General features: G+C 66.3%; 16 protein-coding genes. 12 read left to right on the top strand and 4 right to left on the bottom strand.

Features of this window, described 5'->3' with window-relative positions:
* Positions 1 to 13: 13 nt before the first annotated feature.
* The 4 genes from EFAMC2_RS04335 to ppk1 all read right to left on the bottom strand — a co-directional run bounded on the left by EFAMC2_RS04335 (position 14) and on the right by ppk1 (position 5,807).
* The gene (locus EFAMC2_RS04335) at positions 14 to 598 is read right to left on the bottom strand and encodes a Maf family protein (protein WP_154027567.1); all 585 of its coding nucleotides are present in this window, start codon (positions 596 to 598) and stop codon (positions 14 to 16) included.
* Positions 599 to 655: 57 nt separating this feature from the next.
* Positions 656 to 1,207 carry a DJ-1 family glyoxalase III gene (locus EFAMC2_RS04330; protein WP_154027437.1) on the bottom strand — a complete coding sequence of 184 codons (552 nt, stop codon included), beginning with the start codon at positions 1,205 to 1,207 and terminating at the stop codon, positions 656 to 658.
* Positions 1,208 to 1,312: 105 nt separating this feature from the next.
* On the bottom strand, positions 1,313 to 2,629 hold the full coding sequence (gene rlmD, locus EFAMC2_RS04325; protein WP_154027435.1) for a 23S rRNA (uracil(1939)-C(5))-methyltransferase RlmD: 1,317 nt from the start codon (positions 2,627 to 2,629) through the stop codon (positions 1,313 to 1,315).
* A 451-nt stretch (positions 2,630 to 3,080) separates the two neighbouring features.
* Positions 3,081 to 5,807, bottom strand: a complete 2,727-nt coding sequence (ppk1, locus tag EFAMC2_RS04320) for a polyphosphate kinase 1 (protein ID WP_154027433.1) — start codon at positions 5,805 to 5,807, stop codon at positions 3,081 to 3,083.
* 276 nt (positions 5,808 to 6,083) lie between these two features.
* On the opposite strand from ppk1, the gene EFAMC2_RS04315 reads away from it, so the two are divergent.
* The 12 genes from EFAMC2_RS04315 (at position 6,084) to tpiA (ending at position 20,401) form a co-directional block, all read left to right on the top strand.
* Positions 6,084 to 7,562 carry an arginine deiminase gene (locus EFAMC2_RS04315; RefSeq protein ID WP_261980062.1) on the top strand — a complete coding sequence of 493 codons (1,479 nt, stop codon included), beginning with the start codon at positions 6,084 to 6,086 and terminating at the stop codon, positions 7,560 to 7,562.
* Between the two features lie 233 nt (positions 7,563 to 7,795).
* Positions 7,796 to 8,830 carry an ornithine carbamoyltransferase gene (gene argF, locus EFAMC2_RS04310; protein WP_154027431.1) on the top strand — a complete coding sequence of 345 codons (1,035 nt, stop codon included), beginning with the start codon at positions 7,796 to 7,798 and terminating at the stop codon, positions 8,828 to 8,830.
* Positions 8,831 to 9,530: 700 nt separating this feature from the next.
* On the top strand, positions 9,531 to 9,713 hold the full coding sequence (locus EFAMC2_RS04305; RefSeq protein WP_187325145.1) for a cation-transporting P-type ATPase: 183 nt from the start codon (positions 9,531 to 9,533) through the stop codon (positions 9,711 to 9,713).
* Positions 9,691 to 10,620, top strand: a complete 930-nt coding sequence (locus EFAMC2_RS04300; protein ID WP_187325144.1) for an HAD family hydrolase — start codon at positions 9,691 to 9,693, stop codon at positions 10,618 to 10,620. Before EFAMC2_RS04305 ends, EFAMC2_RS04300 begins: the two co-directional genes overlap by 23 nt.
* Before the next feature lie 393 nt (positions 10,621 to 11,013).
* Positions 11,014 to 11,760: a DeoR/GlpR family DNA-binding transcription regulator gene (locus EFAMC2_RS04295; RefSeq protein ID WP_154027426.1), complete on the top strand. Its 747-nt coding sequence runs from the start codon at positions 11,014 to 11,016 to the stop codon at positions 11,758 to 11,760.
* Positions 11,757 to 12,659, top strand: coding sequence for a 1-phosphofructokinase (gene pfkB, locus EFAMC2_RS04290; RefSeq protein WP_154027425.1), 903 nt, complete (start codon positions 11,757 to 11,759; stop codon positions 12,657 to 12,659). The genes EFAMC2_RS04295 and pfkB overlap by 4 nt, the downstream gene beginning before the upstream one ends.
* Before the next feature lie 173 nt (positions 12,660 to 12,832).
* On the top strand, positions 12,833 to 14,845 hold the full coding sequence (locus EFAMC2_RS04285; RefSeq protein ID WP_154027423.1) for a fructose-specific PTS transporter subunit EIIC: 2,013 nt from the start codon (positions 12,833 to 12,835) through the stop codon (positions 14,843 to 14,845).
* A 147-nt stretch (positions 14,846 to 14,992) separates the two neighbouring features.
* Positions 14,993 to 15,943: an RNase adapter RapZ gene (rapZ, locus tag EFAMC2_RS04280; RefSeq protein WP_154027421.1), complete on the top strand. Its 951-nt coding sequence runs from the start codon at positions 14,993 to 14,995 to the stop codon at positions 15,941 to 15,943.
* Between the two features lies 1 nt (position 15,944).
* The gene (gene whiA, locus EFAMC2_RS04275) at positions 15,945 to 16,865 is read left to right on the top strand and encodes a DNA-binding protein WhiA (RefSeq protein WP_154027419.1); all 921 of its coding nucleotides are present in this window, start codon (positions 15,945 to 15,947) and stop codon (positions 16,863 to 16,865) included.
* 415 nt (positions 16,866 to 17,280) lie between these two features.
* A complete protein-coding gene (gene gap / locus EFAMC2_RS04270) occupies positions 17,281 to 18,306 on the top strand; it encodes a type I glyceraldehyde-3-phosphate dehydrogenase (protein ID WP_154027417.1) in 1,026 nt (341 codons plus the stop codon).
* A 141-nt stretch (positions 18,307 to 18,447) separates the two neighbouring features.
* Positions 18,448 to 19,638, top strand: a complete 1,191-nt coding sequence (locus tag EFAMC2_RS04265; protein WP_154027415.1) for a phosphoglycerate kinase — start codon at positions 18,448 to 18,450, stop codon at positions 19,636 to 19,638.
* On the top strand, positions 19,631 to 20,401 hold the full coding sequence (gene tpiA / locus EFAMC2_RS04260; protein WP_154027413.1) for a triose-phosphate isomerase: 771 nt from the start codon (positions 19,631 to 19,633) through the stop codon (positions 20,399 to 20,401). Before EFAMC2_RS04265 ends, tpiA begins: the two co-directional genes overlap by 8 nt.
* Positions 20,402 to 20,632: the final 231 nt, after the last annotated feature.

Raw genomic sequence — 20,632 nt, 5'->3', positions numbered from 1 at the left:
GACTTGGTCATGGTTACTCCCTCTCCTTGGCAAGCAGGCCGGAGAGCTCGCGCAGGACGCGCGCCACGGGCAGGCCCACTACGTTGTAGTAGTCGCCCTCGATGCCACTCACGAGCGCGCGCCCCAGGCCCTGGATGCCATAAGCGCCCGCCTTGTCCGCCGGCTCGCCGGTGGCCACGTAGGCGTCGATGTCGGGCTCGGTGAGGTCATAGAACGTGACCTCCGTGGTCTCCACGAACGAGATGGCCTGACGGGTGCTGGGGGTGCTGCCGGCAACGGCCAGGCACACGCCGGTGGAGACGTGGTGCGTGGCGCCCGAGAGCATGCGGAGCATCCTTCTGGCGTCCTCATCGCTCGCAGGCTTGCCGAGGTCCTCGTTGCCGATGGCAACGGTGGTGTCTGCCGCAACGACCACGTCGCCGTTGCGAGCGTCGTCGAGCGCCGAGGTGGCCTTGAGACGCGCCAGGCGCTCGACGAGCGCCTTGGGGGTTTCGTCGGGCTGCGGCGTCTCGTCAACGTCCTGCGGCACGACGATGGGCACGAAGCCCGCCTCGCGTAGGAGCTCGGAGCGGCGGGGCGAGCCGCTCGCGAGCAGCAGGCGCCCCTCGCGCGCGGAAAGGAGGGCGGGTAGGTCGAACAGGCTCATCGCACGCCCCTAGTCGATGACAAGCATGCCGTCAGCGACGCGCTCGGCGGCCTCGTCACCCTCGAGCAGGGCGAGGAGCTCCAGGCCAAAGTCCACCGCGAACGCGGGGCCGGAGGCCGTCACGAGGTTACCGTCCGTGTAGACGCCCAGCTCCTCGGGGCGAACGTCCTCGGGGAAGGCGCCCTCGCAGCCCGGGTAGCACGTAGCGACGCGTCCCTCGAGCAGGCCGAGCTCCGCGAGGATGGAAGGCGCGGCGCAGATGGCGCCCAGCTCGCGGCTCGCCATGAACTCGCGGGCAAGCTCGCAGACGCGCTCGTTGGCGCGCAGGTTGGTGGTTCCGGGCATGCCGCCGGGCAGCACCACGAGGTCGCAGTCTGAGAAGTCATAGGTTGCGAGCGTGGCGTCTGCGTCGATGCCGATCTTGTGGGCGGTGGTGACGTGCGGGGTGTCGTTGATGGTGACGAGCGATACGTCCTCGCCGCCGCGCCGCAGGACGTCGGCGGGGGCCAGGGCCTCGATTGTCTCGAATCCGTCTGCCAGAAGAATGGCTACCTTTGCCATAGGGTCCTCCTTGGTCTTGCCGCGCCCGGGGGCGCGTTGCACAGGGTCGGTCCCTATGGTACCCGTGTGGGGCACCCTATGGCTTGGAGCAGGGGATTATTGGGGCTAGCGGCGCTGCAGCTTCGTGACCGTCTCCACGTGGAAGGTCTGGGGGAAGAGGTCCACGGGCGTCACCGACACCGGGTCGAAGGCGCCTATCTCGCGGAAGCGGGCGAGGTCACGGGCGAGCGTGGCTGGGTCGCAGCTCACGTAGGCGATGGTGCGCGCTGGTTGCTCGGAGAGCTGACGCACCACGTCCTCGGCAAGGCCGGCACGCGGCGGGTCCACCACGATGATGTCCGCCTCGTCGTCCGGGAACTCGCGGCCGGCATCGCCGCCCACGGCATCCACGTTGTCCAGGCGGGCCTCTTCGAGGTTTCGGCGCAGGTCGCGCACGGCGGGGCCGTAGGACTCCACAGCGTCCACGAAGTCGCAGCGGCGGGCGAGCGGCAGCGTGAAGGTGCCGGCGCCGGAGTAGAGGTCCATGGCGACGTCTTCCTCGCGCGGCTCCAGCGCCTCGAGAACGAGTTCCACGAGGCGCTCCGCCCCTGCGGTGTTCACCTGGAAGAAGCTCGGGGCTGAGAGGCGCATGGTGCCGCCGGCAATCTTCTCAGACCAGCTGCCGGCGCCCGTGAGCCGTTCCACGCCGGCAACCTTGCGCGCCTTGGCGGGACCCTTGGTCATCACGCGTACGATCGAGCTCGCATGCACGGCGTCGAGCACGCGACGCGCCTGGGCGCGCGGGAAGGCGCCGGTGGGCGTCCAGATGGCAACCTCCAGGTCGCCGGTGCGGCTCGAGCGGCGGATGCCCACGCGCTCGATCTCGAGCTCGTGGGAGCCGGCGAGGTAGGAGAGGGCGCCGGATACGTTCTTGATGAGCTTGGCGTCGCGCCCCTTCTTGGGGAGGTCGAGCAGGGGGAATTCCTCCACGCGCACCACCGTCGTGCCGTCTTGGGCGTACATGCCGAGCGTGGCTTTACGGCCCTCGCGCATAAAGGCGAGCTCGGCCTTGTTGCGGTAGCCCCAGGGCTTGCCGGGGGCGTCGCAGGGGGTCACGAGGTCCTCGGCATCGGCGAGGTGGCCCACGCGGGTCAGGGCGTCGACCACGTTGGTCCGCTTGGCGGTGAGCTGGGCGGGATAGGCCATGGCCGCCCAGGGGGTGCAGCCGAGGATGCTCGCAAACGGCCAGGCAGGTGCGACGCGGTCCGGGGAGGCCTCGATGACCTCCGTGACCTTCACGCGTGAGAAGGACTTGCCGTCGCTCACAAGCTCGGCTTCCACGACGTCTCCGGCAACGGCGCCCGAGACGAAGACCGTCTTGCCCTCTTCAGTGTGGGCGATTGCGTCTGCGCCGTAGGTCATGCGCTCGATCTTGAGTCTCATGGGCTCCTCGTTCCGGTTCTCGGCGAAAGTGAAATCTCAAAATGGAAATAGGGGGCAGTTTTGAGTTCCTGCAAGGTCATGTGCCTGCCGGCGGGCCGCCTCCGTGCGTTTGCGGCCACTCATTATGCGGCGTTTGCGGCACTTTCTGCCCGTTGCGGTGCGGTCGAGCAGGAAAATGCCGCAAAAAGGAGCCTCCCGAAGGCCAATGTGCGGCTCTTCGGGAGGCTGCGGAGCTTAAAAGTGCCCCGTTATTATATTTTGAGTTTCTAGTGTTGCGCGCCTCGCTCGGCCCGTACCAGTTTGCGGGCGCGTATCCGCGCACGGGCGCTACTTGCGCTTCGGCGCGAGGCCGCGTGCGCGAGCGACACGGGCGCCGACTACGTGTGGGCGAACCGCCTACGCAGGCGCAAACGGTTCGAACTCGGTGACGGCTGCGGGCGCCTGGTCCCTGCTACCTGCGCTTCGGCGTGCCCCCAAAGAGCGTCTTGAAGCCCAGGCCAAAGAGGGCGAGCGCCGTGGACACGCGTCCGTGGGGCTGGCGCGCAATCTTAGCCACCACCGTGGTGGGATAGCTTGCCACCGGCTCCCTCTGGGGCGTGGGCTCCTCGATGACGTGCGCCTTGACGCTGGTTGCCGGCTGCGGCTCCTTGGACTCCTCCGCCTTCGGCGTCTCAGCCGTGGCGGCGGTCTCGGGCCTCTCGCCCGCTGGCTGCTCGGCGGTGGGAACGGTCTCGGTCACAGCCTGCTCGGCCTCGGCTTTGGTGTCGGGCGCCTCCGTTGCAACCTCGCCAGACGTCCACGTGGGCTCAGCCGCCACGCTCGAGACGAGGTTGTTCTGCTCGCCGGCGGCGCCGCTCCTGCCGCGCAGGCTCGTGGGCAGGCCCGTCGAGCCTGCGCGGGCAAGCACCGCGTCCACCACGCGCGCCGGCAGCGACGCGAGCACGGGGGACAGGGTCGCCGCGTCAACCTCCTGGCCGCGCGCGATGCGGGCCCTGGTGTGGGCAACGGCGATCAGCACCTCCTGGCAGTTGATCTCGGTTGCGCCCTCCTCGCGCGGCACGCGCTCCCAGGTGCCCTCGCTCGTGAGCCTGCGCGCCTTTACGTTGTCGGCCAGCTGCAGGTCCATGTACTGGATGACCATGTCGCGGCAGGTGGGGTCGAGCACCGGGTAGGCAATCTCCACGCGGCGTTCGGTGTTGCGCGTCATCATGTCGGCGCTGGAGAGGTAGATGGTGTCGGTCTCCACGCCAAACGCGTAGACACGCGCGTGCTCCAGCAGCCGTCCCACAATCTGGCGAATCTCGATGCCCCCGGTGCGCCCCTTTACGCCGGGGAGCATGCAGCAGATGCCGCGCACGATCATGATCACCTTGACGCCCGCCTGGCTCGCCTCGGCGAGGCGATCGATGACGTCGCGGTCCGTGAGCGAGTTCATCTTGAGGAACACCTGCGCGGGTTGGCCGGCGCGGGCGCGGCTGATCTCGCGGTCGATGCCGCGCATGACGAGCGGCTTCAGGCCTACGGGCGCCACGCCCAGGTAGCGGTAGGAGCCGCGGAGGTTGCCGAGCGAGAGGTTACGGAAGAAGGCATTGCCGTCCTCGGCGATGCCGGGGTGTGCCGTGAGCAACATGAAGTCGCTGTAGAGGCGCGCCGTCTTCTCGTTGAAGTTGCCGGTGCCGAGGCAGGTGATGCGACTGATGCCCTTGGAGTCGTGGTAGGTGATCTGGCAGATCTTCGAGTGGCACTTGAAGCCCTCGGAGCCGTAGATGACGGTGCAGCCCGCCTCCTCGAGGCGCTCGGCCCACTCGATGTTGTTCTGCTCGTCAAAGCGGGCGCGCAGCTCCATGAGGACCGTGACCTCCTTGCCGTTCTCGACGGCGGTCACGAGGCTCTCACACAGGCGGCTGTGGCGCGCCACGCGGTAGAGCGTGATCTTGATGGAGATGCAGTCGTCGTCGTTGGCGGCCTCGTGCAGCAGGCGCAGCAGCGGGCCCATGCCCTCGTACGGGTAGCACAGCAGCACGTCGTGGTCCTCCACCTGCGGGCGCATCGGCACCCCGGGCTTGACCATCGGCGACTCCTGCGGCTCGAACGGCGAGAAGGTGAGCGAGCTCTTGCGGGCGGGCGGCAGCTTACCCTCGATGGCGAACACATAGGAGAGGTCGGCCGGGGTGGTGAGGCGGAACACGCGGCGCTTCTCGAGCTCGAGCTCCTTGCGCACGAAGGTCACGAGGTCCTCGGGAAGGTCGCCCTCGAGCTCCATGCGGACGGGCTGGAGGCGGCTGCGCAGCTTCAGCACCTTCTTCATGTGCTGGCGGTAGTCCTCCTCCTCCTCGACGCCCTCGCCGTCAGGGTCGATGTCGGCGTTGCGGGTGACGCGCACCACGGCAGAGCTCGTGGGCACGTAGGTGCCGAAGCACTGGTCGAGGTTTGCGCGCACCACGTCCTCAACGAGTGTGTAGCGAACGTGGCCCTCGGGCGCCGGCAGCCACACGACGCGCTGCGCCGCGGGCGGCACCTCAACCACGCCGAGCATGCCCTGCTCGCTCTCGCCGTCGAGCGAGCACGCCACGTAGAGCACGTCGTTGCGCAGGTTGGGGAAGGGGTGGCGAGGGTCCACGATCATGGGCGAGAGAATCGGGGCTAGCGAGGTGGCGAAGCGCCGAACGGTGGCGAGACGGTCGGCCTCGGTGTAGTCCGCAGGCTTCACGCGCTCGACGCCCTTGGCGGCAAGCTGCGCCTCGAGGTCCTTGAGGCATCCCTCGCGACGGCGGTACATGCCGGGTAGCAGGTCAAAGAGTGTGGCGAGCTGCTCCGACGGCGTCTCGTTGGACTTGTTGTCCGCCGGCTGGTGCTTGAGCTCGGCGAGGTCGGACAGGCCGCCGACGCGAATCATGAACCACTCGTCCATGTTGGACTGGAAGATGGCGCAGAACTTGATGCGCTCGTAGAGCGGCACGCTCTCGTCGAAGGCCTCATCGAGCACGCGGTCATCGAAGCGCAACCAGCTCACCTCGCGATTCTGCGTGTAGGAGAAGTCGCGCTTGGCCTTGTGGGTCTTTGCGGCGGCCTCGGGGTCGCCGGCGAGCTGAGCTTCGTCGGCGAACTCGGCAGCCTTGCGGCCGAGCACCTTGTCCGTGGATTCCTTCGCATCGCTCTCGATCTTGTCCTTGCCCATGTGGGTGCGTCCTCTTTCGTCTCTTCCAAACGTAGTGCGATGGTACCAACCATAAGTATCGGCAGTATGAAGGGTGTCCACGTTCCAATGTTGTAACGGTTCGGTAAGGAAGTGCATAGCGGCGTAGACTAACTACATATATGTAGGGCTGCCGCGCGGTCGTGGTTGCCCGGGAGCAGCTGGGTGGGCGGCCATGCGGGTCGTGGCCGCCCGAGGGTCGTTGGGCAGATGGCCTGGTTGTTGCCGTCGTCCGAGAGCCGTCGAGTGGGGAGCGCCATGTCTGACACACGAGAATCCGTTGGCCCCGCCGCGCCCGCGGTGCGTCCCGATGGGCGGGGGATGGTGATTCCGGGCTCCACGCGAGGGGGTGACGGGGGCGGAGCTGCGCCCGACGGCGGAGGGCTTGGCGCTGCGCCCGGGGATGACGGGCTCGGCTCCGTGCCCGAGGCCGGCCGCCCTGGCGGGAGCGTCCGCTCCCGGGCCCTCCCGCTTGACGTTCCCAACGAGATAGGACGGCTGCGTCGTGTGTGCCTGCACCGGCCGGGCGCGGAGCTTCTGAACCTCGTGCCGTCCGACCTCAGCCGCCTGCTGTTCGACGACATCCCCTTCCTCGAGGTGGCGCAGGCCGAGCACGACCGCTTTGCCGAGCTCCTGCGTCGCGAGGGCGTCGAGGTGCTGTACCTCGAGCGCCTCGTGGCAGAGGCCCTCGAGGCGGTTCCGGGCGCGCGCCAGGAGTTCACGAGCCAGTTTCTGGCCGAGTGCGGCGTGCACGACCGCTATGCCCTAGCCGCTATCCGCGAGCTCCTGGATGGCATCGCCAGTCCCTATGACCTCGTGCTCAAGACGATGGCGGGCATCTCCAAGCGCGAGCTGGAACTGCCGCTCGAGGGCAGGGGCGGGGCGCTCTGGGGGCGGCCCGGCGCGACGACCCTGGCCTCGCTCGTGGGCGAGGCGGCCGAGCCCGACACCGAGCTCATCGTGGACCCCATGCCCAACCTCTACTTCACGCGGGACCCGTTCTGCGTGGTGGGCCCGGGTGTGTGTCTGAACCGCATGTATCAGCGCACGCGCCGGCGCGAGACCATCTACGGCCGCTTCCTGTTTGCGTGCCATCCCGCGTACCGTCAGGTGCCACTCTGGTATGACCGAGACCTCACCTACCATGTGGAGGGTGGTGACGTCCTCGTGCTGGGCGAGCGCGCCGTTGCGGTGGGCCTGTCCCAGCGCACGGAGGCGGCCGCCATCGACACGCTCGCCGCGCGGCTCATCTGGGACGAGGCGTGCCCGGTGGAGGAGGTCTGGGCGTTCCGCATTCCGGAGAGCCGGGCGTTCATGCACCTCGACACGGTGCTTACGCAGATTGACGTGGACAAGTTCACCGTCCACCCGGGCGTCCTCGGCACGCTCCAGGTCTTTCGCATCTCACGTGGCGCCCACGAGGGCGAGCTTGCGGTGGAGGAGGTCGACGTGTCGCTCGCGCGCGTGCTGGCGCGCATCTTGGGCCTCGATGGCGTGCGGCTCATCCGCTGCGGCGGGGGAGACCCAATCGCCGCCGCACGCGAGCAGTGGAACGACGGCTCGAACACGCTGGCGATCGCCCCAGGCCGCATCTGCGTCTACCAGCGCAACACCGCCACCAACGAGGCGCTCGCCCGCGCAGGCCTGGAGCTCGTGGTGCTTCCGAGCTCCGAGCTCTCGCGCGGACGCGGCGGCCCGCGCTGCATGTCCATGCCCTTCGTCCGCGACCGGCTGTAGGGCCGGCTGGGCATTGCACTGGGCGGCGCGTCGTGCAGCGCGTCAGGTATTGCGCTGGGCCTGAAGGTGCTTGAATCGGCATCTTGACGTCGCTATAATCGCGAAGATGTTGTTCTTACGGCATATTATGCAAGAACATGAATAGAACCGACAATAGTACGCATACGGGTGAAACAAGCTGAGCCCAAGCGGGGTGCCGCGCGGCCCGGTAGACATGCGAGAAGGGTCACACCATGAACCACACGAAGGCAGACGAGGCCGCCGCGGCCAAGGGCATCAACCTCTCCGGCAGGAACTTCCTCAAGCTCCTGGACTTCACACCGGACGAGATCCGCTACCTCATTGACCTCGCAGCTGAGCTCAAGGCCATGAAGAAGGCCAAGCAGGCCCATGACTGGCTGCACGGCAAGAACGTGGTGCTGCTCTTTGAGAAGACCTCCACGCGCACGCGCTGCAGCTTCGAGGTGGGCGCCATGGACCTGGGCATGGGCGTCACGTACCTGGACCCCAAGAGCTCGCAGATGGGCAAGAAGGAGTCCATCGAGGACACGGCCCGCGTGCTTGGCCGCATGTACGACGGCATTGAGTACCGCGGCTTTGGCCAGGCCATCGTCGAGCAGATCGCCGACAAGGCGGGCGTGCCCGTCTGGAACGGCCTCACCACCGAGTTTCACCCCACGCAGATGATTGCCGACATGCTCACCGTGCTCGAGCGCTTCGGCCACCTCAAGGGCCTCAAGCTCACCTTCATGGGCGACGCGGGCAACAACGTGGGCGACTCGCTCATGGTGGTCTGCGCCAAGCTCGGCATGGACTTCTGCGCCTGCGGGCCGGTCGCCCAGATGCCGCACGCCGAGCTGGTGGAGCAGTGCCGGGAGATTGCGGCGGAGAACGGCTCGAGCATCCTGCTCACCGAGGACGTGGACGAAGGCCTCGCCGGCGCCAACGTGGTCTACACCGACATCTGGGTCTCCATGGGCGAGAGCGCAGACCTCTGGGCCGAGCGCATCAAGCTGCTCTCCCCGTACCAGGTGAATGCCGCCGCCATGGCCAAGGCCGCTGACGACGCCGTCTTCATGCACTGCCTGCCGAGCTTTCACGACCTCAACACCACCACGGCCCAGGACGTGCACGAGAAGTTTGGCCTCGCCGAGATGGAGGTCACCGACGAGGTCTTCGAGTCTGAGCGCTCGGTGGTCTTCGATGAGGCCGAGAACCGCATGCACAGCATCAAGGCGGTCATGTACGCAACGCTGAAGGACGAGTAGCCGGTCTGTCGCGCTGGCGTATCCCGAGGGCGCCCCACTTCGACCTTGAACGCGCTCAGGCAAACCTGAACTCGCGCGAAGGTGACAGTTAGTCACCTTCGGCTCGTGCGGAATCTCGCGTGTTCAAGGTCGGGGTGGGGCGCTTGCTTTGTTGGAGCGATGCGGGCGGAGGCCTTTCAGTGGCGCGCAGCTTGAGGCCTGCAACTCGTTTTTTCTTGTTGCATCGCTGATGGGATTCGTGTAGAGCGGCCGTCCGATTGACATACCCTTGAGGGAGTAGTTGGCACCCTATGGTGCGGCCTGTCAACATACTGACCTGCGGAGCATTGAAACTCTGCGAGCGTCTGGCATGCCTAAATATACGAGACTCATGTGTGGCTTGGGCGCCTGCAGCCAGGCCGAGCGCGCGAACTATGCGCTCGGATCAAGGTTGTGGAGCCCACCGGGGCCTCCCGCTTTGGGAGGCCCCGTGCCGCGCATGGAGTCTTGCTTGCGTTCGAGACCCCTGCGTGGCTTGTGCCGCGTGGGGGTCTTTCGTTGTGCGGGGGCGGTTTGCGCGGCCGTCCCCGCACGGCCCGTCGCGGCGTGCACCGCGTCTGGGCCGCGGACAGGCAGGGCGTGCCGTTACGTCGCGGCACGTCCCTCGTCCGCCGTCGTCGCACCCGCGGCGCCGCGCACGCAGCGATGGAGTAGGGGTGCCATGAAGTTCTACCTGACAAGTGCCGATGACGCGCTGCGCGAGCTTGGCTGCGACGCCACCCGGGGCCTCGCGCCCGGCGAGGTGCGCGCCTCCGCCAAGCTTCACGGGGCCAACGAGCTCACGCGCGAGAAGCCTGAGCCGCATCAACGACAACGTCACGGTGAGGGTGCTCCGCGAGGGTAAGGCGCAGGTCATCTCCCAGACGGAGCTCGTCGTGGGCGACGTCGTGGAGCTCGCGAGCGGCGACCACGTGCCTGCCGACGGTCGTCTGCTCGCCGCTGTCTCCCAGACCGGCGTCGAGTACGGTCTCGAGCGCAACGCCGCCGCTGTCGAGCGGGTGTGGCTGTTCTCGTCTGACGAGAAGCACATGACCACGCTCGTGCGGGAGGGTGTGGAGGCGCTGGCGCTCGTGAAGGGCTCGCCCGAATGCGTGCTGGAGATGTGCGCCATGAAGCCCGAGCTTCGCGCCAAGACCGAGGCTGCCATCGCCGACGCCCAGGCCCACGCCTATCGCGCGCTCGGCTTTGCCCACAAGTACGTGGAGGGTGGCACGCCGGAGGGGCTCTCCCACGACGCGCTCGAGACTGCGATGACCCTCGACGGCTTCGTTGCCATCGCAGACCCCCTGCGTGCGGACGTCCTCGACGCCATCTCCGAGTGCCGCTGCGCCGGCATCTCGCTCAAGATACTCACGGGAGACAACATCGTTACGGCCACGGCCATCGCCGTCGAGCTGGACATCATTGACGAGACTCATGTTGCCGTGGAAGCCCGCGACATCGTTTTGCTGGACGACTCCTTCTCCACCACCCTCAAGGCCATCCGCTGGGGTCGCGGCGTCTACGAGAACTTCAAGCGCTTCATCAGCTTTCAGCTCACGGTCAACGTGGCGAGCGTCATCGTGGTGTTCGTGTCCGTCGTGCTGGGCCTCACCTTTGTGCTGCAGGTGGTGATGGTGCAGTGCGCCGGCGCCTTCTTTGGCACGGTGCCGCTCCCGGCCGAGCTCTGGGCGCGCCTCTTTGCGCTCGCGGCCTCGGTGGTGGCGCTCGCCGAGCTCGCCAAGCTTGGGCTGCGTCTGGCTCGCCGCTAGGAGAGGCGCAAGCCGCCTGCGGCAGCCACCTGCTGCAGTCATCTGCGGCAGACGCTGCCCCGCGAGACCGTGGCTTTCTTGCGGGCGAGGTGCGCGGCAGAGGCTCCCTGTTCGGCGGCCCGCATCTTTGTGGCAGACGCAGGCGCGTTTCGTCCAAAGGGGCAGGGAGCCACTGCGCGCGCGGGCATCGTGATTGCGCTCGTGGTTTCGTCCGAAGGGGCGGGGGAGTCATCCCTCGCCCCATTTTGCGCAGAATCGCGCACGGCCCCTACCGTTCACCGGGCGAAATCCACCACTTACGTTCAAGAGTACGCAAAGACGCGCACGAACGCGCAAATTTGCGCGATACTCACGCTCGCAGCGAAAGGACCGAGCATCATTGAGGAGGCACACGTGCTCGCTGAGGACCGCCATGCAAAGATCGTCGAGATGGTCTCGGAAAACGGCAGCGCCACCGTGCCGGACCTTGCCGAGACCCTGGGCATCTCCGAATCCACGATTCGCCGTGACCTCGAGAAGCTCGACGCCGCGCGCAAGCTCGTGAAGGTGCACGGAGGCGCCACGAGCGTCGAGAAGGTCCACGTCACGCGAGACGTGGACGTGGCCGAGCGCTACTCGCTCAACATCTCCGAGAAGCGCCTTATCGCCGAGTATGCCGCCTCGCTCATCTCGCCGGACGACTTCGTCTACATCGACGCCGGCTCCACCACCGACGGGCTCATCGACTGCCTCGGCGAGGTTCGCGCCTCCTACGTCACCGGCTCCGTCTCCCACGCGTTGAAGCTCGTCTCTCGCGGCATGCGGGTTGTGGTCATCGGGGGCGAGCTCAAGGGCGTCACCGAGGCGCTCGTAGGCCCCGAGGCGCTTGAGTGTCTTGAGCGCATGAACTTCACCATCGGCTTCTGGGGCACCAACGGTATCTCCGCCGAGCGGGGCCTCACCACCCCGGATCGCAGCGAGGCCATGGTCAAGCGCCTCTCCATGGCGCGCTGCGACCGTCGCTTCGTCCTCGCCGACGCCAGCAAGTTCGATCGCATAGCGCCGGTCACCTTCGCCGACTTCACCGATGCCACCATCCTCACTGATTACAGGCCGCGCGCCTTCGAGGCCTTCGAGAACATCATGGAGGTAGGGAAATGATCTGCACCGTCACGTTCAACCCGTCAATCGACTACATCGTGCGCGTTGACGACATGCGCCTCGGCGTCATCAACCGCACCACCTACGAGCAGGCGCTGCCGGGCGGCAAGGGCATCAACGTGTCCATCGTTCTCGGCAACCTGGGCCACAAGAGCCGCGCGCTGGGCTTCCTTGCCGGCTTCACCGGCGCCGAGATTGCCCGCCTCGTCTCCGAGGGCGGCGTTGACGCGGACTTCATCCAGGTGGACGAGGGCATGAGCCGCATCAACGCCAAGATCAAGTCCAACGAGGAGACCGAGCTCAACGGTCAGGGTCCCAAGATCACCGAGGCCAACATCAAGGAGCTCTACGCCAAGCTCGATGCCCTCGGCGAGGGTGACACGCTCGTCATCTCGGGCTCGGTGCCCAACACGCTGCCCGGCGACATGTACGAGCGAATCATGGAGCGCCTGGCCGGCCGTGGCGTCCGCATCGTGGTCGACGCCGAGCGCGACCTGCTCACAAAGGTGCTGCCGCTGCGCCCGTTCCTCGTCAAGCCCAACAACTTCGAGCTGGGCGAGATCTTTGGCGTCGAGCTCAAGACGCGCGACGAAGTCATTCCGTACGCCAAGAAGCTCCAGGAGAGGGGTGCCCAGAACGTGCTCGTCTCCATGGCGGGCGAGGGCGGCGTCTTCGTGGGCGACGACGGCTCGGTCTTCCAGAGCCCGGCCGCCAAGGGCACCGTGGTGAACTCCGTGGGCGCCGGCGACTCCTCCGTGGCGGGCTTCCTGGCTGGCCTCATCGAGACCGGCTCCTACGAGACCGCCTTCAAGATGGGCCTCGCCGCCGGTAGCGCCAGCGCCTTCTCCGACCATCTCGCCCGCCGCGACGAGGTCGAAGCCCTCATGGCCGCCAACTAGTTTTTCTGAGCCATGCAGGGCCCTACGGCGTGAGCGTGCCTCCGACAAGCAACCGGAGTCACCCAGGTCAAACCAATCGGTACCGTAGTCCCAAGCCTCCGGCGAGGCTTGGGGGTCACAGGTACGAAGCGTGTCAAACATGGGGTCGTCCCCGTGAGAGAAAGGTAGGAAGCATGAGAATCAACGACCTGCTCAAGCCTGAGGCCATCAAGATCGGAGGTGCCGCAGCCAGCAAGGAGGATGCCATCGACAAACTCGTCGCGCTCATGTGCAACGAGGGCAACGTCGTCGACGTCGAGGGCTATAAGGCTGCCGTCCGCGCCCGCGAGGCCGAGAGCACCACGGCGCTTGGCGAGGGCATCGCCATCCCGCACGCCAAGACCGCCGCGATTTCCGCGCCCGGCCTGGCCGCGATGACCCTGCCCGACGGCGTCGACTACGACTCCCCGGACGGCCGGCCCACCAACCTGATGTTCCTCATCGCCGCGCCGGACACCAAGGCCGACGTTCACCTTGAGGTGTTGGCCCGCCTGTCCATGCTGCTCATGGACGAGCAGTTCCGCGACGACCTGCGCGCCGCCAGGACGTCGGAGGAGTTCCGCGCCGTCATCGACAAGGCCGAGGGTGCCAAGATTGCCGCCGAGGAGGCCAAGCATGCCGCCCAGGCGGCGCTTGTCGCCGCCGACGAGACCAAGACCGGCTATGACGTCGTGGCCATTACCGCTTGCCCCACGGGCATCGCCCACACCTACATGGCTGCCGAGGGCCTCGAGCAGCAGGCCAAGAAGATGGGCGTCCGCATCAAGGTCGAGACCCAGGGCTCGGGTGGCGCCAAGAACGTGCTCACCGCCGAAGACATCGCCGGCGCCAAGGGCGTCATCATCGCGGCCGACAAGAACGTCAACCTCGATCGCTTCGACGGCAAGCCGGTCTATAGCTGCCCCGTCTCCCAGGGCTTCAATGCCCCCGAGAAGCTCGTCAACATCATCCTGAACGGCGAGGCCCCCATCCACCACGGCTCCGGTGCCGGCGCTGATGCCGCTCCCGCCGCGGGCGAGAAGGAGTCTGTGGGCCGCAAGGTCTACAAGGACCTCATGAACGGCGTCTCCCACATGCTGCCGTTCGTGATTGGCGGCGGCATCCTCACCGCCATCGCGTTCCTGCTCGACCAGCCTGGCCTGGGCACCGCCGCCTACGGCTCCTCCACGCCGCTCGCGGCCCTGTTCAAGACCATCGGCGGCGAGGCCTTCGGCTTCATGCTCCCGATTCTCGCGGCCTACATCTCCATGTCCATTGCCGACCGTCCCGGCCTTGCGCCCGGCTTCGTTGGCGGCGTGTTCGCTAAGGCCGGCTACAGCTTTGGCTACCTGGCCTTCGCGCCCGAGCTTTCCGGTGACGCTGCCCAGGCCACGCTCATCTCCGGCGGCTTCATCGCGGCCCTGTTCGCCGGCTTTGCCGCTGGCTACCTGACCCTCGCCATCGAGAAGGCGTGCGACAAGCTGCCCGCCTCGCTCGAGGGCATCAAGCCGATGCTCATCTACCCTGTGCTCGGCGTGCTTGCCATCGGTCTCGTGATGCTCGCGCTCAACCCGCTGTTCGCGCTCATCAACACCGGCCTGAACGGCTTCCTCAAGGGCCTCGGCACCGGTAACATCGTCGTGCTCGGCCTCGTGCTCGGTGGCATGATGTCCATCGACATGGGTGGCCCCTTCAACAAGGCTGCCTACGTCTTCGGCACCGCCGCCCTCGACCCGAGCTCCGGCCTTGGCACCACCGGTCAGGTCATCATGGCCTCCGTCATGGTCGGTGGCATGGTTCCGCCCATCGCCATCGCCCTGTCCACCACGTTCTTCAAGGATCGCTGGACCAAGTCCGATCGCAACGCCGGCTTCGTGAACTACATCATGGGCCTGTCCTTCATCTCTGAGGGCGCCATTCCGTTCGCGGCTGCCGACCCGCTGCACGTCCTGCCGAGCTGCATCGTCGGCTCCGCCGTCGCCGGCGCGCTCTCCGCGGCCTTTGGCTGCACGAGCCCCGCTCCCCACGGTGGCGCCTGGGTGACCCCGGTCATCGGCAACTGGCTCATGTGGCTCGTTGCCTGCATCATCGGTTCTGTGGTGGCGTGCCTCATCCTCTCCTTCTGGAAGAAGCCGCTTCCGCCAGAGGAGTCTGGCCTCGAGAAGTAGGGTTTGCCACGCCCGGGCGGCGTTGCTGATATGCAGGAGCTGCCACCTGAGCGCTGGACCCGCTAGGTGGGACTGGCTCGCAGGTATACTGGAAGGCCGACGGGATTCGTCCCGGCGGCATTTTTTCATGACGATGGGGGATGCCATATGACGAACGAGAGCAGGACGGCCGACGCGCGCCCCGAGACCACGCGCGTGGCTGACGGCCCCGCCAAGACCGACTCGATCCCAGACGTCGTGGTCATCACCGGCATGAGCGGCGCTGGCCGCACCGAGGCCATGCACACCTTCGAGGACCTCGGCTACTACGTCATCGACAACCTGCCGCCGCGCCTCTTGCTCACGCTCGCGCAGGTGGTGGGCATCAACTCGGGCGTGGGCCGCCACCTCGCCATTGTGTGCGACCTGCGCAGCCAGGGCCTTTTCGACGAGCTCATGGACGCGCTGGACGCCCTCGCAGACCATGACATCTCCTACAAGATCCTCTACCTGGACGCCTCTGACGAGGTGCTCCGCCGCCGCTACAGCTCCGTGCGCCGCCGCCATCCCCTCGCGCGCGAGGGGGAGAGCAACGCCGAGGCCATCCGCCGCGAGCGCCTCGAGCTCACCGACGTGCGCGAGCGCGCGGACTACGTCATTGACACCACGGGCTACCGTCCCATCCAGCTGCGCCGGCGCATCCAGGGGCTCTTTAGCGAGCTCTCCGACCAGCAGTTGCTCGAGGTTCACGTCTTCTCCTTTGGCTTCAAGTACGGCATGCCCGTGGAGGCCGACCTCGTGATGGACGTGCGCTTCCTGCCCAACCCCTACTACGACCCCGAGATGCGCGCGCTCACGGGCATGGACGAGAAGGTCTACAGCTATGTCCTGGGCAGGCCCGAGACCAAGCACTTCCTCAAGGCCTGGTATGACCTGCTCGACGCCGTGATGCCGGGCTACGTGGCCGAGGGCAAGAGCCAGCTCTCCATCGCCATCGGCTGCACGGGTGGCCAGCACCGCTCCGTGACGCTCGCCAACTCCACGGCGAGCTACCTCGCGGCCCAGGGCTATCGCGTGGACGTGGCGCACCGCGACCTGCCACGCGCGGAGAGGCAGTAGCGTGTCGTTCACGGCCGAGGTAAAAGACGAGCTCTCCCGCGTGGAGGGCACGTGTCCCGAGTGTGACGTGGCCGAGCTCGCGGCGATGGTGCGCGTCTGCGGCGCGCTGTCGTTTCGCGGGTCGGGCAACTACGCCATCCGCGTCTCCACCGAGACGGGTGCCGTGGCGCGCACGGTCATCCGGCTTGCCCACACGATCTTTGACCTGGAGACCACGCTCACCGTGCGCCGCTCCAACCTGCACAAGACGCGCAACTACCTCATCGAGATTCCCGAGCAGAAGGGCCTCGAGCAGGCGCTCATCAAGATGGGCGTGCTCGTGCTGGGACAGGGGCTTGCCTCCGGCGTGGCGGCGCGCGTGGTGGCGCGTCCCTGCTGTCGTGCATCCTACCTGCGCGGGGCCTTCATGGCGGGTGGCTTCATCGCGGACCCACGCGGAGACTTCCACCTGGAGATCGCCGTCACGGGCGAGGAGCTTGCCGCAGACCTCGTGGAGCTCCTGGACGACGAGGGCGTGACCGCCCGCGTCAACAAGCGACGCGGGGCCTACGCCATCTACCTCAAGAGCTTTGATGACATCGTGCGTCTGCTCGCCATCATCGGCGCGAGCCGCACGGCCCTGGCCGTGGAGAACGTTCGCGTCATGAAGTCCGTGAAGAACGACGTGAACCGCCGCGTCAACGCCGAGATGGCCAACCAGGCGCGGAGCACCGGCGCTGCGGCGAGCCAGATCGAGCTCATCGACCGAGTCGAGCGCGAGGTGGGCCTGGACACGCTACCGCCCGCGCTCGCGGATTTCTGCCGCGCTCGGCGCGCGTATCCGGACCTGTCGCTCCGCGATCTTGGCCAGGCTATGGACCCGCCCATGAGCAAGAGCGCCCTCTACCATCGTGTGCTCCGCCTCGAGCAGCTGCTGAAGTAATTGACTGGCTGCTGGGGCAATCTAATGGCTGCCGAGACAATCGGGCGACCGTTGAGGCAATCGTGCGTCTGTTGAGATGGCCTCGAGCCGCATTCCCGCTGCCTTGCCTCCCCATCGGTCGACTGAGGTTGTGGCTTGCTGGTCCCCCGATTCCGGACATGCGGCAACCCGACCGTTGCGTCACATTGAGAAATGGTCTGAAAACTGTTCCCAGCCTGTATATCGAGGGCTGTACAACTTATCGAGGTGTCCAGAAATCAGTAGACATTTCGCAGCTCAAGCAGCATTTTTTTTCAATCTCATTACGCGTTGAGTGACTCGAATCGCAAAAGAAGCGGTACTATAACCAACGGTGTTCCAACGTGTGGCCCACAGGGCGCAAGGGGCGTCCAGAGGGCCTTCGAAAGGAGAAAGCATGGCAGTTAAGGTTGCTATCAACGGCTTCGGTCGCATTGGCCGTCTGGCGTTCCGTCAGATGTTCGGTCACGAGGGCTCCGAGATCGTCGCCATCAACGACCTCACCTCCCCGGACATGCTCGCTTACCTGCTGAAGTATGACTCCACGCAGGGCAACTACTCTCGTGACCATAAGGTCGAGGCCACCGAGGATGCCATCATCGTCGACGGCAAGAAGATCACCATCTACAAGGAGGCCGACGCCAACAACCTCCCGTGGGGCGAGCTCGGCGTCGACGTCGTCCTCGAGTGCACCGGCTTCTACACCTCCAAGGCCAAGGCCCAGGCTCACATCAACGCTGGCGCCAAGAAGGTCGTCATCTCCGCTCCTGCCGGCAATGACCTCCCGACCATCGTCTACAACGTCAACCACGAGCAGCTCACCGCTGATGACAACATCATCTCCGCTGCCTCCTGCACCACCAACTGCCTCGCCCCGATGGCCAAGGGCCTGAACGACTTTGCCCCCATCGTCTCCGGCATCATGACCACCATCCACGCCTTCACCGGCGACCAGATGCCGCTCGACGGCCCGCAGCGCAAGGGCAACAAGCGTCGTAGCCGCGCCTGCTCCGAGAACATCGTCCCGAACAGCACGGGTGCCGCCAAGGCCATCGGCCTGGTCCTCCCGGAGCTCAACGGCAAGCTCATCGGTGCCGCCCAGCGCGTCCCGACGCCGACCGGCTCGCTCACCAACCTCTACGCCGTCGTTGACAAGACCGTTACCGTCGACGAGGTCAACGCTGCCATGAAGGCCTACGCCGAGACCATCCCCGAGACCTTCGGCTACAACGAGGACGACATCGTGTCCCGCGACATCGTCGGCGAGACCCACGGTTCCATCTTCGACGCCACCCAGACCATGGTCCAGGACCTCGGCAATGGCCAGAGCCTCGTTCAGGTCACCTCTTGGTACGACAACGAGAACTCCTACACCTCCCAGATGGTCCGCACCATCAAGTACTTCGAGAAGTTCGTCGCCTAACTCGCGATTCGCGAACCTGGCGTGAGCCTCACGTAGCACAGCAGGGGCGCGGTCGCAGCATTTCCGCCGCGGCCGCGCCCCTTTTGTTTGGAGTGGGGGGAGGCGAAAGTCCCGCCCACTTGTGAGAGAAAGGACCACAGCATGGCCTTTACCAAGAAGACTGTTCGAGAGATCGACGTCGACGGCAAGCGCGTCCTGTGCCGCGTCGACTTCAACGTGCCCATCAAGGATGGCGTCGTGGGAGACACCACGCGCATCAAGGCCGCACTGCCCACGATCAAGTACCTCGTCGAGCACAACGCCCGCGTCATCCTCATGAGCCACCTCGGCCGCCCCAAGGGCGACGGCCCCGAGCCCGAGCTCTCCCTCAAGCCGGTCGCCGAGAAGCTCGCCGAGATGAGCGGCCTTCCCGTTTCCTTCGTCGCCGACACCTATGGCGCCGAGGCCAAGGCTGCCGTTGACGCCGTCGAGCCGGGTCACATCCTCGTCCTCGAGAATGTCCGCTTTGACAAGCGCGAGAAGAAGAACGACCCCGAGATCGCCAAGACCCTCGCCTCCTATGGTGACGTCTTCGTCCTCGACGCCTTTGGCACCGCCCACCGTGCCCAGGGCTCCGTCGTGGGCCCGGCTGCCTACATCCCGGCTGTCGCCGGCTTCCTGCTCGAGAAGGAGGTCGACACCCTCACGGGCATCTTCGCCGACCCCGAGCGTCCGTTCGTCGCCATTGTCGGAGGCTCCAAGGTCTCCAGCAAGATCGGCGTGCTCGATCACCTCATCGACTCCGCTGACACGCTGATCATCGGCGGTGGCATGGCCTACACCTTCTTCCTGGCCAAGGGCTACACCGTTGGTACCTCCCTCAAGGAGGAGGACTGGGTCGAACGCGCTGGCGAGATGCTCAAGAAGGCCGAGGACAAGGGCGTCAAGATCCTGCTCCCGATCGACAACGTCGTTGCCGATCACTTTGGCGAGGACGCCACGGGCGAGGTCGTCGACTCCGACAACATCCCCGACGACCGCATGGGCATGGACATCGGCCCCAAGACCGTTGCCCTCTTCGACGAGGCCATCAAGGGCGCCAAGACCGTCTTCTGGAACGGTCCGATGGGCGTCTTCGAGATGGATCAGTTCGCCAAGGGCACCGAGGCCGTCGCCCGTGCCGTTGCCGACTCTGACTGCACCTCGATCATCGGCGGTGGCGACTCCGTGGCCGCCATCAACAAGTTTGACCTTGCCGACAAGATGAGCTGGATCTCCACCGGCGGTGGCGCGTCCATGGAGCTCGTCGAGGGCAAGGCCCTTCCTGGAGTGGAGGCGCTGCTCGATGCGTAACCTCATGATTGCTGGCAACTGGAAGATGAACAAGACCTACACCGAGGGCGTCACCCTCGCCCAGGGTCTTGCCGACGCCCTCGCGGGCAAGGACCTCAACGGCGTTGACGTCGTGGTCTGCCCGCCGACGGTCGACCTCAAGGGCGTCTCCGAGGTCATCGACCAGAACAACGCCCCGTTTGCCCTTGGCGCGCAGAACGTGTACTGGGAGGAGTCCGGCGCCTACACCGGAGAGACCGCCCCGGACATGCTCACGGCCGTCAACGCCACGTACTGCATCATCGGCCACTCCGAGCGTCGCGGCTACTTTGGCGAGACCGACGAGGACGTCAACAAGAAGGCCAAGGCCCTGATGGCGCACAACATCGTGCCGATCAGCTGCTGCGGCGAGCCGCTTGAGGTCCGCGAGGCCGGCAAGCACGTCGAGTTCGTCGTTGACCAGATCAAGAAGGACACCGAGGGCCTCGACCTCTCCGATCCTTCCAAGTACGTCATTGCCTACGAGCCCATCTGGGCCATCGGCACCGGCAAGACCGCCACGGCCGATGACGCCCAGGAGGTCTGCGGCGCCATCCGCGCCACCCTCGCCGAGCTCTTTGGCCAGGAGACCGCGAACCAGGTTCGCGTGCTCTACGGTGGCTCCGCCAAGCCCGGCAACATAGCCGAGCTCGTTGCCAAGCCCGATGTGGACGGCGCCCTGGTGGGTGGCGCCTCGCTCAAGGCCGACTCGTTCTCCGAGATGGTCCTGAACGCGATCGCGTAGCAGCGACTAGGTCAACCTGAGGGAGGCCCGGCACACTCCACGCGTGAGGTCACTTGCTTCGCAAGTCCCTTAGTCTCACGCTTGGGAGTGTGTCGGGCCTCTTGCTGTTATCGGGGTCGCTGCGGTAAAGCCGGTTTGGCCTGCTGCTGAGGAGTCGGCCTTGAGCGCAAGGGCTCTAGCTTGCTTGGGTGGGCCCTGGGCATTCGTTGGAGCTGGGGCTTGTGGGCGTCG

The organism is Olsenella uli (assembly GCF_901212655.1).
In the GTDB taxonomy this organism is placed as follows: Bacteria; Actinomycetota; Coriobacteriia; order Coriobacteriales; family Atopobiaceae; genus Parolsenella; species Parolsenella uli_A.
Note: the sequence above shows the minus strand (reverse complement) of the source record. Positions and strands in the feature narration are given on the sequence as shown.